The sequence below is a fragment of the Micromonospora sp. BS32 genome, from assembly GCF_059089345.1.
Map to the genome: position 1 here is coordinate 183,192 of NZ_JBSSHR010000006.1, position 13,523 is coordinate 196,714.

Below are 13,523 nucleotides of genomic sequence, written 5' to 3' on the forward strand. Positions count from 1 at the left end.
CGTATCGTGCCCCCTCGTGTCGTCCGTGCGCTCCTCCGACGGCCCCGCGCCGCAGCCGCCGCAGGGCGGCTCCGCCGACCCGGGCACCGCGCCGACCGGCACATCCGTCGCCCTGCCGGCCGAGCCGCCGACGACAGTGGACGCCGCCGGCAGGCCGGAGACGCGCGACCTCGCCGCCCAGTTCGAGGACGAGAAACCGGGACGCGTCCTCTCCGGACCGACCGGGATCCTCGTCACCGGCGCCACCCTGGCGATCGCGCTGCTCGCACTCGGGCAGGTCTTCCACCCGCTGCCGCAGGGCAGCAAGTACTACCTGATCATTTTCCTGGCCGGCGTGCTCCCGACGGTCTTCCTGGCGTACCCCTCGGGTCTGCGCCTGCCCCGGCGCCGGCCGGCGGTGGCGCCCGCGGCCGGCCGACCGGCGAGGCCCGACCGGCCCACCGTGGCGGACTGGGCGCTGGCCGCGGCGGCGCTGCTCAGCTGCCTCTACCCGGTGCTCCCGGTCACCCTGGGCGCCGGCGGCGGGGGGTACGACGCGTTCCTCGACCGGCAGGGCCTGCTGGTCGGTCTGGACGTGGCGATGGGCACCGCGCTGCTGCTCCTGCTGCTGGAGGCCTGCCGGCGCACCACCGGCTGGATCCTGCCGGCGGTCTGCCTGCTCTTCCTCGGCTACGGCTACTACGGCGGGCTGCTGCCGCAGTCCTGGCCGGTGGCCCACGCGGGGCTGGACTTCGGCCAGCTCGTCGACGCGTTCTACAACTCCGACAGCGGCTTCTACGGCACCCCGCTGGACGTCGCGGCCTCGTACATCGTGCTCTTCACCGTCTACGGCGCGGTGCTGGACCTCTCCGGCGCCGGGCGGTTCTTCGTGAAACTCTCCGCCGCCGCGTTCCGACGCTCCCGCACCGCCGCCGGGCGCACCGCCGTCGCCTCCGGCTTTCTGCTGGGCACCGTCTCCGGGTCGGGGGCCGCCACGACGGTGAGCATCGGCGCGGTCACCTGGCCGATCCTGCGCCGGGCCGGCTACCCGGCGGAACGGGCCGGCGGCATGCTCGCCGCGGCCGGCGTCGGAGCGATCCTCTCCCCGCCCACCCTCGGCGCGGCCGCCTTCATCATCGCCGAGTACCTGGGCGTGTCGTACCTCCAGGTGCTCGGCTGGGCAACCATCCCGACGATCCTCTACTACCTCGGCATCCTGCTCTCCGTGGAGATCGACGCCCGGCGCTCCGGGGTCCGACCGGTGGTCATCGAGACCGCATCGGCGGGACGGCTGCTGGCCCGCTTCGGCTACCACTTCCTCTCCCTGTTCGTGATCATCGCGCTGCTCGCCGTCGGGGTCTCCGCGACGAAGGCGGTGGTCGCCGCGACCGCGCTGGCTGCCGCGCTCTCCTTCCTGGACCGACGGCACCGGCTGACCCCGGCCCGGCTGGTCGCCGCGCTCAGCACCGGGGTACGCGGCGTCCTCGCGGTGAGCGCGGTCTGCGCCGCGGCCGGCATCATCACCGCCACCACCACCAGGACCGGGCTCGGCCCGCAGGCCGCCGCGCTGCTGGTCGGCGGCGCGCGCACGGTCAGCTCCGACCCGGCGGTGGTGCTGGCGCTCACCGCGCTGCTCGCCGCCGTCGCGCTCAGCCTGCTCGGGTTGGCCGTGCCGGTCACCGCCTCCTTCGTCATCGGCTGGGTGATCATCGGTCCGGCCCTGCTGAACCTCGGCGTCGCCGCGCCCGCCGCAGCGATGTTCGTCTTCTACTTCGCGGTGCTGTCCGAGGTCTCCCCGCCGACCGCGCTCGCCGCGGTGGCCGCCGCCGCGGTCACCGGCGGCCGGCTGGTGCCGACCATGTGGCAGACCCTGCGGTACGCCCTGCCGGCCTACCTGATCCCGATCGCCTTCGTGATCACCCCCGCCGGCCTCGGGCTGCTCGGCATCGGCGGGCCGGGGCGGATCGCCGTCGCCACGCTCGCCTCCGCGCTCAGCGTGGCCGTGCTGGCGGTCGCGGCGGGTGGCTGGCTGCCCGGCGTCGGCCCGGCCGGCGTACCGGAGCGGGTGCTCGGCGTGCTCGCCGGCTCGGCGCTGCTCTGGCTGGAACCCGTACCCGTCACGGTCGGCGCGGTCCTGGCCGCCGCCGTGGTGGCGGGTGTGCTCGTACGACGCGGCGCCGCCGGCCGGACCGGCGGGCCGTGGGCAGGTTCATCGAGTAATCCTGGGGAGGAGACAGCGTGAGACGAATCGACGTGCGCATCGCCGTGGGGGTGAGCGCGCTGGCGCTGGTCGCGGCGGGCACCGCCGGATGCGGTGGCCAGCAGGACACCGCGGCCAAGGACGACGCGGCCAGCGAGGTCACCTGCAAGGTCACCGACAGCCCCCGGGTCGGGATCGCCACCGGCAACGCCACCGGCGTCTACTACGTGGTCGGCAACGCGCTCGCCGGCCAACTCTCCGGGGCCACCGACGGCAAGCTGACCGGCACCGCCGCCGAGACCGGCGCCTCCGTGCAGAACATCGAACAGCTCGTCGCCGGCCAGTACGACGTGGCCTTCTCGCTCTTCGACACCGCGGTCAACGCGGTGCAGGGCAAGGGCACCTTCACCTCGCCCCAGCCGGTCCAGGCGCTGGCCCGGATCTACGACAACTACACCCAGGTCGTCGTACGGGCCGACGCCGGGATCACCTCGGTGGCCGAGATGAAGGGCAAGAAGATCTCCACCGGTTCGCCGAAGTCCGGCACCGAGGTGATCGCCAACCGGCTGCTCACCGCCGCCGGACTCGACCCGGCCAAGGACGTCCAGGCCCAGCGGCTCGACCTCGCCAAGACCGTCGAGGGGATCAAGGACGGCAGCATCGACGGGTTCTTCTGGTCCGGCGGGGTGCCCACCGGTGGGCTGACCGACCTCTTCACCACCGCCGGGGACAAGGTGAAGTTCATCGACATCACCCCGCTGCTGCCCAAGATGACCGAGCTCAACCCGGCGTACCAGGCGGGCACCATCAAGGCCGACGTGTACCGGACGGCGGCGGACACCCCGACCATCCTGGTGCCCAACGTGCTGTTGGTCCGCAAGGACCTCGACGCGAACGTCGCCTGCGCGATCACCAGGACGGTCTTCGAGAAGAAGGACGCCCTGGCCCAGGCCAACCCGGCCGCCAAGGGCATCAGCCTGGACAACGCCCGCAGGACCGACCCCGTACCGCTGCACCGTGGCGCGGAGAAGGCGCTGCAGGACCTCGGCGCGAGCTGATCCGCCGTCGCCGGGTCGGGCCACTGTGCCCGACCCGGCACCCCGACCCGATCCGGAGACCCGCGTGCCGCTCGCCCGCCCCGCCCGCGTCCGTCGGCACCACAAGCCCGCCGACCGGACCGACCGGCTCTGGTCGGTCCGCACCCAGCTGCTCGCGCCGATCCTGGTGGCCACGATCGGCCTGGTGGTGCTGGGCGCCGGGCAGACCGACACCGCGCTGGACGCCGCCACCGACGCCGACCGGGCCCGGGTGCTGGCCGGCACCGCGACCGCCACCGTCCGGCTGGTGCACGAACTGGAACGGGAACTCGGCGAGACCGCGATCCTGCGTCAGCGCAGCGGTGGCGTCGGCCAGCCGCTGGTCGACGCCCAGCAGCGGCGGGTGGACGCCGCCGTCGAGCGGTACCGCGCCGCCAGCCGGGCCGCCGCCCGGGCCGCCCCCGACCTCGACCGGGTGCTCGACGACGCCGGCCGGCAGCTCGACCAGCTCGACCCGACCCGCAAGCTGGCCCAGGACTCGGCCACCGCCGACCCGACGTACGTGGCGCTGGTCGACTCGCTGCTCGCCGTCGCCGACGCCCTGCCCGCCCAGGTGCGCAACACCGACCTCGCCAACGGCGCCCGCGAGGTGGCCGCCGTCGCCGCCCAGGAGCATCTCGCCTCGCTGGAGCGGGACCTGCTGCGCACCGTCTTCGTCCGGGGCCAGCTGGCCGGCGGGGAACTCGTCCGGCTCGGCCAGCTGCGCGGCGCCCGGGACCAGCGGCAGGCCGAGTTCTCCCGGATCGCCGGGGGCCGGGCGGCCGACGCGTACGACCGGCTGGTCACCGGCGCCGACGTGGTCAACGCCCGCCGGATCCGCGACGCCGCCCTCACCGCCGACACCGACCCGACCGCGGCGAAGACCGACGGCGACGCCTGGTACGTGGCGCAGAGCGGGACGATCCGGCGGTACAACCTGCTCGGCCGGGAGCTCTCCGAGGAGCTGGACGGACAGGCCGCGGCGCTGGCCGGGGACACCCGTCGTCGGGCCCTGGTGACCGCCGGGGCGACCACGGCGGTGGCGCTGGCCTCGCTGCTCGCCGCGGCGCTGCTCGCCGTGCGCACCAGCCGCCGGCTGCGCCGGTTGCGGGTCGCCGCCCTCACCATGGCGCACCGGGAGCTGCCCGACCGGATCACCGCGATCGCGGCCGGCGACGGCGCGCCGCCCGAGGGCACCGCGAGCCGGCTCACCGCGGGGATCAGCCACGGCCGGGACGAGGTCGCCCAGGTGGCCGAGGCTTTCGACACGGTGAACCGGGCCGCGCTGCGGCTCGCCGGCGAGCAGGCCGAGCTGCGGTTGGACGTCACCCGGATGGTCGAGGCGCTGGCCCGGCGGATCCGTACGCTGATCACCCGCCAGCTGCGGCTGCTCGACGAGTTCGAGCGCGAGGAGACCGACCCGGACGCGCTGGACCGGTTGTTCGCGCTCGACCACCTGGCCGCCCGGATGCGCCGCAACGGGGAGAACCTGCTGGTCCTGGCCGGTGGCGAGCCGGGCCGGGCGTACGAGGGGACGCATCTGCTCTCCGACGTGGTCCGGGCGGCGGCCGCGGAGATCGAGGAGTACCCGCGGGTGGAGATCGACGTGCCGACCGCGGCGGTGCACGGCGCGGTGGTCGGCAACCTGGCCCACCTGATCGCCGAGCTGCTGGAGAACGCCACCGTCTACTCCCCACCGGACTCACCGGTGCAGGTGGACGGCCGGCGTACCGTCGACGGGCTGACCCTGCGCGTGCACGACCAGGGCATCGGGATCAGCGACAGCCGGCTCACCGCGGTCAACGAGCGGCTGCTCGCCCCGGCCACCCTCTCCAGCGCGGCGGCCGGCAGCATGGGCCTGCACGTGGTGGCCCACCTCGCCGCCCGGCACGGGGTACGGGTGCAGTTGCACAACGCCGGCAGCGGCACGATCGCCCAGGTGGACGTGCCGGAGGCGGCGCTGACCCGGGTGGAGACGGTCGACCGTCGCCCCGCCCCGGGCCGCCGCCCGGCGTCCTCGCCCGCCGCCTGGTTCCGCCCGCGCGCCGGCGCGCCGGGGGCCGCCACGACCGTGCCTGCCGCGCTGGCCCCGCCCCGGCCGGTCGACGGCACCGCCCGGCCCGGCCCGGCGAGCACCCACCGGGCCCCGACGGTGACCCTGCCGGTGATCGGCTCCCGTCCCCCGGCCGAGCCGAGCGCCCCGACACCGGGTGGGGCGACACCGGGTGCCGCGACACCGGCCGCCCCGGTGCCGAATGCCCCGGTGCCGGCCGCCCCGGTGCCGGGTGCCACGCCCCCGCCGGCCGCGCCGCGCCGGACCACCGGCGCCGGCCTGCCCCGCCGGATCCGGGGCGGTGAGCTGCCGACCGGCCTGCACCACGTCCCGCCGCCCCGGCCGGACGGCGACCTGCTCGACCCCGAGGTGGTGCGGGCCCGACTGTCCGCGCTCGCCGAAGGGGTGGCCACCGCGATGCGACGCGACCAGCCTCCGACACCCACCAGGAGAACCGAATGACCCCTCCCGTGAGCGCCGGCCTCGACTGGCTCCTGGCGAACTTCGCCGAGCAGGTCCCGGACGTGTCGCACGCCCTCGCGGTCTCCGGCGACGGGCTGCGGCTGGCCGCCTCGCCCGATCTCTGCGCCGACCAGGTCGACCAGCTCGCCGCCGTGATCAGTGGCCTGGCCAGCCTGACCGTGGGTGCCGCCCGGTTGATGTCCGCCGGCCGGGTACGGCAGCAGATCGTCGACATGGACGGCGGGGTGCTGCTGGTGATGGCGGTCGGCGAGCGGGCGCTGCTCGGGGTGCTGGCCTCCCCCGGCTGCGACCTCGGGCAGATCGGCTTCGAGACGGCGACGCTGGTGCAGCGGGTGGCGGAGGCGCTGGAACCGGCGGTGCGGGCATGACCGTCCGGCCACTGCGCGCGCTCGCCGTGCTGCTGGTGGCCGCGCTCGCCGGCGCCGGCTGCGGCGGCGGCGATCCGGAGCCCCAGGCCTGGCACGGCGGGCGGATCTTCCTCGCCACCGGCAACACCACCGGCGTGTACTACCAGCTCGGCGGCGGCTACGCGGACGTGATCAGCCGGCACCTGCCCGGGTACGAGGCGCGCGCCGAGCCCACCGGGGCGTCGGTCGAGAACATCAACCGGCTCGCCACCGGCGACATGGAGGTCGCCTTCAGCCTGGCCGACACGGCGGCGGACGCGGTGGCCGGGCGGGGCGCCTTCACCCGGCCCCAGCCGGTCCGGGCGCTGGCCCGGGTGTATCGCAACTACACCCACGTGATCGTCCGGACCGACGCGAAGATCACCACCTTCGCCGGGCTGCGCGGTAAGCGGGTCTCCACCGGCTCGCCGAAGTCCGGCACGGACGTCATCGCCGGGCGGCTGCTCGCCGCCGCGGGCATGGACCCGGACCGGGACGTGTCCCGGGTGACGCTGTCGCTGCCGGAGACCGCGAAGCGGATGCGCGCCGGCACCCTGGACGCCATGTTCTTCTCCGGCGGCCTGCCCACCCCGGGGATCGCCGACCTGCTCTCCAGCGCGCCGGGACGGTTCGCCCTGCTGCCGATCGCCGACCTGATCGAGCCGCTGACCGCCCGGTACGGCTCGGTCTACACCACGGCCGAGCTGCCCCGGGAGGCGTACGCCACGGCGACGGGCACCCCGACGGTCACGGTGGCGAACGTGATCCTGGTGCCCCAGGACATGCCGGACCAGCTGGCGTACGACCTGACCCGGCTGCTCTTCGCGTACCAGGGGGACCTGATCGGGGTGCACCCGGAGGCGGGCAACTTCACCCGGGAGAGCGCGGCCGGCACCGGTCCGATCCCGCTGCACCCGGGCGCGGCACGCTTCTACCGGGGCGGCTGACGGCTCAGACGTCCGCCGGGGCGGTGGCGGCCCGGGCCGCCGCGACCAGCCGGTCGGTCTCGGCCAGCACCGCCTCGTCGTCGACCGGGGTGCCGGGCTCGTAGCGGACCGTCCAGGCCAGGCCGTCGGCGCCGGCGACCCGCCGGGCCGCGATCCGTCCCGCGCCGCCGGGCACCGGGTGCTGCTCGGTGTACGCCACCGAGCGGGTCACCCGGGCCCGCACCTGGTGCGGCAGGTCGCCCGGGTCGAGCAGGAGGTAGGTCTCGGCGGGGCAGTCGGCCACCACCTGGTAGCCGTCCCGGTCGGTGACCCGCTCGGCCGGAGTGACGGTCAGCTCGCGGCCGGACCAGACCGCCTTGAGGATGTCGTGCCAGCCGAGCCGGTGCGGCCGGCCGGGCAGCCAGAGCCCGAGGTTGCTGGCGACCACCACGCCGTCGCCCTCGCCGTTGCCGGCGGTGGCCCAGGCCAGCACCCGCTCGTCGTCGGCCAGCGGGGGCCGGGCGGCGGGCGGCAGTTTCGGTTTCCGGCCGAACAGTCCCATCACAGTCCTCCCGCGGCCTGCTCGCGCAGCGCCCGCGCGTGCTGCTCCAGCGAGAGCAGTTCCCCGAAGAGGGCGAAGTACTCGTCCTTGTTGTTGACCGGGTTGACCCGCTGGATCTTCGATTTGAGGTCCCGGATCCGGGCGGTCACCGAGCCCCACTGCAACTGGGCCACCGTGATCGAGACGTACCTCGGGTCGGGCTCTCCGTCGATCCGCAGCGGCTCGACGGAGAGCTCCCCGATCAGGGCCTGCGCGACGAGGTCGTCGCAGGCGTCGCGGACCGAGGAGATCCAGACGGCGCCGCCGGCCGCCGCCGCGGCACCGCCGGCCGCGGCGATCGCCGCCCGGACGGCGGCGTGTACCGGGTGCCGGTAGGCCGAGGCCTCGACCGCGTCGAACATCGGCCCGGCGAGCACCGGCTCCTGGAGGGCGAGCTTCAGCGCCTCCCGCTCGACCATCGACTGGGGGCTGTCCACCGCCGGCTCCGCCACCCGGGACCGGGCCGGCGCGGGGCCGGTCCTGCCCCCGGTGTCCGGGGCGGCGTCGGCGGCGAGCACCGCCCGCTGCACCGGCTCGATCTCCATGCCGAGGTCGCCGGCGAGCTTGCGGACGTACTCGGGGCGCTTCTCCCGGTCCTTGATCTTGGCGACCAGTGGGGCGGCCCGGCGCATCGCCTCCACCCGGCCGTCGACGGTGTCCAGGTCGTACCGGTTGATCACGTGGCGGAGGGCGAAGTCGACGAGCGGCTCGCGGCGGGCGACCAGGTCGCGCACGGCCAGATCACCCTTGGCCAGCCGCAGCTCACACGGGTCCATGTTGTCCGGGCTGACCGCGATGAAGGTACGGCCGACGAAGCGCTGGTCGTCCTCGAAGGCGCGCAGCGCCGCCTTCTGCCCGGCGGCGTCCCCGTCGAAGGTGAAGATGACCTCGCCGGCCACCGCGTCGGTGTCCAGCAGCAGCCGGCGCAGCACCCCGATGTGGTCGCTGCCGAACGCGGTGCCGCAGGTCGCCACGGCCGTGGTCACCCCGGCCAGGTGGCAAGCCATCACGTCGGTGTAGCCCTCGACCACGACCACCTTGCCCTGCTTGGCGATCTCCCGCTTGGCCTGGTCGATGCCGTAGAGGACGTGCGACTTCTTGTAGATCGGCGTCTCGGGGGTGTTGAGGTATTTCGGGCCGTCGTCGTCGGCGAAGAGCTTGCGGGCGCCGAAGCCGATCACGTCGCCGGTGATGTCCCGGATCGGCCACATCAGCCGGCGCCGGAACCGGTCGATCAGGGTGCCCGAGCGGGACGGGCGGGACAGCCCGGCCGTGACCAGCTCGTCGTGGCTGAAGCCCTGCTGGCGCAGGTGCTTGGTGAGCAGGTCCCAGGCGTCCGGGGCGAAGCCGCAGCCGTACCGCTCGGCGGCGGCCCGGTCGAAGCCGCGCTGGGCGAGGAACTCCCGCGCCGGCCGGGCGCCCGCCGTGCTGAGCTGGGCCCGGTAGAACTCCACCGCCGCCGCGTGCGCCGCCACCAGGCGCTGCTTCTGCCCCTGCTGCGGCCGGGCGCGCGGCGCGACGTTGTCGTTCTCGATGTAGCGCAGCTGGATGCCGACGCGGTCGGCGAGCCGCTCGACGGACTCGACGAAGCTCAGGTGCTCGGCGTCCATCAGGAACTTGATCGCGTCGCCGCCGGCGCCGCAGCCGAAGCAGTACCAGACGTTGCGGGCGGGCGAGACGTTGAACGACGGGCTCTTCTCGTCGTGGAACGGGCAGAGCCCCTTGAGGTTGCCGCCGCCGGCCGACTTGAGGGTCACCGTGTCCGAGATCACCTCGGCGATGGAGGTGCGCTCCCGGACCAGCGCGATGTCCTCGTCCCGGATCCGCCCCGCCATGGTCCCACCCCCTCGGCCCTACATCCTGCCCTGTCGGACGGACGATCCGCCGCCGGGGGGACGGCGTGTGGCGCAACCCGCGTCAGCCCGGCCCGCGGTGGAACCAGCGGGTCACCGGTGGCGGGTCCTCCTCCTCGTAGGACCGGGCGGCGCGCACCGCGGCGGCGATCCCGTACGGCCGGGGCCGGGTCGGGCGCGGGTTGACGGCCGGATCCTGCGCCATGTCCCGCAGCAGCGCCACGGCGAGGCCGAGCATCACCACCACGAACGGCAGCGCGACCAGGATCGTCGCCTGCTGGAGGGCGGCCAGACCCCCGGCGAGCAGCAGCGCCGCGGCGACCGCGCCGATCAGCACCCCCCAGAGCACCACCACGCCCCGATGTGGCCGCAGCGAACCCCGGGAGCTCAGCGAGCCCAGTACGAGCGCCGCCGAGTCGGCCCCCGTGATGAAGAAGAGCGCCACCAGCACCGACGCCAGCACGGTGGTCAGCGTGGCCAACGGCAGCGCCTGGAGCAGGCCGAAGAGCGCGTTCTCGGTGCTGGCTCTCACGTCGCCGACCAGGTCGCGGGCGCCGGTGGTCTGCACCCGCAGGGCGGTGCCACCCATGATCGCGAACCAGACGATGCTGGCCCCACTGGGCACCAGCAGCACCCCGGTGACGAACTGCCGGATCGTGCGGCCCTTCGAGATCCGGGCGATGAAGATGCCGACGAACGGCGCCCAGGAGATCCACCACGCCCAGTAGAAGATGGTCCACGCGCCCAGCCAGGCCGGGTCGGAGAACGCCCCGGTCCGGGTGGACATGACGGTCAGGTGGCTGAGGTAGTCACCGACCGAGGCCGGCAGCACCTCCAGCGTGTAGATGGTCGGCCCGGCCACGAAGACGAAGACCATCAGCCCGACCGCCAGCACCACGTTGCTGGTGGAGAGCCACTTGATGCCCTTGTGCAGGCCGGTGAAGGCGGAGACCACGAACGCGGCGGTGAGCGCGGCGATCACCAGCAGCTCGACCGCGGTGCTGTCCGGCACGGCGGTCGCGCTGCCCAGGCCGGCGGCCACCTGGAGAGCGCCCAGGCCGAGGCTGGTGGCCGAGCCGAAGACGGTGGCGAAGACCGCCAGCAGGTCGACCGCCTGGCCGATCCGGCCGTACGCCCGCCGGCCGAGCAGCGGCTCGAAGGCCGCGGAGATCCGGCTGCCGCGCTGCTTGCGGAACGTCGAGTACGCCAGCGCCAGCGCGGCGATCGCGTAGATCCCCCACGGGTGCAGCGTCCAGTGGAACAGGGTGTACTGCATCGCCGCCTCGGCGGCGGCCGGGGATTGCGGCGGCACGTGGGCGGCGGGCGGCGGCGAGGCGTAGTGCTGGATCGGCTCGGCGACCGCGTAGAAGACCAGGCCGATGCCCATGCCGGTGCTGAACATCATCGACACCCAGGCGAGCGTGCTGAACTCCGGTTCGTCGTCGTCCGCGCCGAGGCGGATGCGGCCGAAGCGGGAGGCCGCGATCACCACCGAGAGGACCAGGAACGCGTCGGCGGCCACCACGAAGAACCAGCCGAACGTGCTGATCACCCAGCCCAGGCCGGCCTTGCCGAAGCCGGCCAGCGAGCTGCCGCCGAGCATGCCCCAGCCGACCACCGCCAGCACCCCGACGACGCCCAGCACCAGCACCACCGGGTCGGTACGCCCGGTGGGCCCGGCCACCTCCCGCGCCTGCTCCGCCATGGTCACATCGTGCGGGGGCGCAATGGGCGGACAGGTCACATGTCGCCGGCTGTCACCGGAACGGGCCGCGGGCGAGCCGGGGGCCCGGGGCCGTCAGACGACGGCGGTGGCCTCCTCGGCCTCCACCTGGCGGTTCCAGTCCGCCTTGGTACGGCGCCAGCCCTCGTCGTCCATGCCGCGCCGCCAGTAGCCGGAGATGGAGAGCGCCTCCCGGGGCACGCCCCGCTCGACCCGCAACAGTCGGCGCAGCTCCTTGACCGAGGCGGCCTCGCCGTGGACGAAGGCGCACACCGCGCCGGACGGGAAGTCGAGCGCCCGGACGGCCTCGACCAGCGCCTCGCCCACCGGCCGGCCGCCCCGGTGCAGCCAGCTCAGCTCCACCCTGCCGGGGCTGGCCAGCGGCAGCTCGTCGGCCGGGCCCGCCACCTCGACGAAGACCTTCGCCGGGGCGCCGGCCGGCAGCCGCTCCAGCGCGGCGGCGATCGCCGGCAGGGCGCTCTCGTCCCCGGCCAGCAGGTGCCAGTCGGCGGCCGGGTCCGGGGCGTACGCGCCGCCGGGGCCGGTGAAGAGCACCTCGTCGCCCGGGCGCAGCGCCGCAGCCCACGGGCCGGCCAGCCCTTCGTCACCGTGGTGCACCACGTCGACGGTCAGCTCCCCGGCCGCCGGGTCCCAGGCCCGCACGGTGTACGCGCGCAGCCGGGGCCACTGCCCCGCCGGGTACTCCCGCTTGATGGTCGCCAGGTCCACCGGACGCGGGTACGTCACGCCGGCCGGCGGGAAGACCAGCTTGATGTAGTGGTCGGTGTACTCGCCCACCGGCAGTCCGGCCAGTTCCTCCCCGCCGAGCACGAGGCGGATCAGGTGCGGGGTGGGCCGCTCGGTCCGTACGACCCGGGCGGACGTGACTGTCTTGGGGCGCTCCGTCATGCAGTTAGGCTAGCCTAAGTCGGCCACCCGCCCCCAGTCGGTGGTCCGGCGCCGTCGGCCGACGGCGTGATGGTCCGGTCGACCAGGCGGGCGTGCCAGGCCAGGGCCGCCGGGTCGGTGAGCGAGGCGACCTGGTCGACCACCACCCGCAGCCGGGCGGCGTCGTCCCCGGCGGCCCGCCACAGCGGCGCGAAGACCGGGTCCAGCACGTCCGGCGCCCGGTCGGCCAGGGCGGCGACCAGTTCGGCGAGGATCTCCCGCTGCCGCTCGTACCGGGCGCGCGCGCCGGCCCGGCGCATCACGTACCGCCAGGCCATCCCCTTCAGCAGGGCGCACTGGGCCCGGATCCGGCGAGGCACGACCAGGTCGGCGGCGTACCGGCGGTGCGGGCCGGAGCCGAAGCGCTCCCGGGTGGCGCTCACCACGGTGGAGACGAAGCGGCCGGTGAGCACGCTGGTGGTGGTCTTCAGGGCGACCTGCGCCCGGTGGCTGCCGTCGTACCCGGCGAGCGGGGCGAGCACCGGCTCGGCGAGCAGCTCGACCAGCACCTCGCCCAGGTCGGCCGGGGACTCGCCGGAGTACACGGCGGCCGCGTCGACGCAGAGCGCGGTCCGCTCGTCCGGGTCGTCGAGCAGCGGGCGCAGCGACAGGTACCCGCCGTGGATGCCGTCCTCCACGTCGTGCACCGAGTACGCCACGTCGTCGGCCCAGTCCATCACCTGCGCCTCCAGGCAGCGCCGGGCGCCACCGGGCAGGCCGTCGCCGGCCGGGGCGCCGGCCCGCAGCCAGTCGAAGACCGGCCGGTCGTCGGCGTACACGCCGAACTTGCGCAGCCCGGGCTGGCGGGGCCAGGGGTACTTGGTGACCGCGTCGAGCGAGGCCCGGGTGAGGTTCAGCCCGGCCGGGGCGCTGTCGGGCGCCAGCACCTTGGCCTCCAGCCGGGTCAGCACCCGCAGCGTCTGCGCGTTGCCCTCGAACCCGCCGCAGGGCGCGGCGAGCCGGTCGAGGGCGTCCTCACCGTTGTGCCCGAACGGCGGGTGCCCGAGGTCGTGGGCCAGCCCGGCGACGTCGACCACGTCCGGGTCGCAGCCCAGCCGGGCGCCCATCTCCCGGGCGATCTGGGCCACCTCCAGCGAGTGGGTCAGCCGGGTACGCAGGAAGTCGTCGGTGCCGGCGAGGTGTACCTGGGTCTTGGCGGCGAGCCGGCGGAAGGCCGCCGAGTGCAGCACCCGGGCCCGGTCCCGCTCGTACGGCGACCGCCCGTAGCCGGTGTCCTTGGGCGGCTCCTCGACCCGACGGCAGGCGTCGGCCGCGTCCTCGTCGACGCCCACCGC

At 74.9% G+C, this 13,523-nt stretch carries 10 protein-coding genes; 5 read left to right on the forward strand and 5 right to left on the reverse strand.

Annotated elements, in window-relative coordinates:
- The first annotated feature begins 16 nt into the window (after positions 1-16).
- The 5 genes from AC5RWQ_RS12360 to AC5RWQ_RS12380 all read left to right on the forward strand — a co-directional run bounded on the left by AC5RWQ_RS12360 (position 17) and on the right by AC5RWQ_RS12380 (position 7,124).
- Complete coding sequence (locus AC5RWQ_RS12360; protein WP_494282874.1) at positions 17-2,221, forward strand: TRAP transporter permease; 2,205 nt, start codon at positions 17-19, stop codon at positions 2,219-2,221.
- Positions 2,218-3,237, forward strand: coding sequence for a TAXI family TRAP transporter solute-binding subunit (locus tag AC5RWQ_RS12365; protein ID WP_494282875.1), 1,020 nt, complete (start codon positions 2,218-2,220; stop codon positions 3,235-3,237). The genes AC5RWQ_RS12360 and AC5RWQ_RS12365 overlap by 4 nt, the downstream gene beginning before the upstream one ends.
- Positions 3,238-3,301: 64 nt before the next feature.
- On the forward strand, positions 3,302-5,770 hold the full coding sequence (locus AC5RWQ_RS12370; RefSeq protein WP_494282876.1) for a sensor histidine kinase: 2,469 nt from the start codon (positions 3,302-3,304) through the stop codon (positions 5,768-5,770).
- Positions 5,767-6,159 carry a roadblock/LC7 domain-containing protein gene (locus tag AC5RWQ_RS12375; RefSeq protein ID WP_334492366.1) on the forward strand — a complete coding sequence of 131 codons (393 nt, stop codon included), beginning with the start codon at positions 5,767-5,769 and terminating at the stop codon, positions 6,157-6,159. Before AC5RWQ_RS12370 ends, AC5RWQ_RS12375 begins: the two co-directional genes overlap by 4 nt.
- Complete coding sequence (locus tag AC5RWQ_RS12380) at positions 6,156-7,124, forward strand: TAXI family TRAP transporter solute-binding subunit (protein WP_494282877.1); 969 nt, start codon at positions 6,156-6,158, stop codon at positions 7,122-7,124. Before AC5RWQ_RS12375 ends, AC5RWQ_RS12380 begins: the two co-directional genes overlap by 4 nt.
- A gap of 4 nt (positions 7,125-7,128) precedes the next feature.
- Here the strand turns inward: AC5RWQ_RS12380 and AC5RWQ_RS12385 are convergent, their stop codons facing one another.
- The 5 genes from AC5RWQ_RS12385 to AC5RWQ_RS12405 form a co-directional block, all read right to left on the reverse strand.
- A complete protein-coding gene (locus tag AC5RWQ_RS12385) occupies positions 7,129-7,665 on the reverse strand; it encodes a hypothetical protein (RefSeq protein ID WP_334492370.1) in 537 nt (178 codons plus the stop codon).
- Positions 7,665-9,539, reverse strand: a complete 1,875-nt coding sequence (dnaG, locus tag AC5RWQ_RS12390; RefSeq protein WP_494282878.1) for a DNA primase — start codon at positions 9,537-9,539, stop codon at positions 7,665-7,667. The genes AC5RWQ_RS12385 and dnaG overlap by 1 nt, the downstream gene beginning before the upstream one ends.
- 82 nt (positions 9,540-9,621) lie before the next feature.
- Positions 9,622-11,262: a BCCT family transporter gene (locus AC5RWQ_RS12395; protein WP_494282879.1), complete on the reverse strand. Its 1,641-nt coding sequence runs from the start codon at positions 11,260-11,262 to the stop codon at positions 9,622-9,624.
- A 93-nt stretch (positions 11,263-11,355) separates the two neighbouring features.
- Complete coding sequence (locus AC5RWQ_RS12400; RefSeq protein ID WP_494282880.1) at positions 11,356-12,189, reverse strand: siderophore-interacting protein; 834 nt, start codon at positions 12,187-12,189, stop codon at positions 11,356-11,358.
- Between the two features lie 14 nt (positions 12,190-12,203).
- Positions 12,204-13,520, reverse strand: a complete 1,317-nt coding sequence (locus AC5RWQ_RS12405) for a deoxyguanosinetriphosphate triphosphohydrolase (protein ID WP_494282881.1) — start codon at positions 13,518-13,520, stop codon at positions 12,204-12,206.
- Positions 13,521-13,523: the final 3 nt, after the last annotated feature.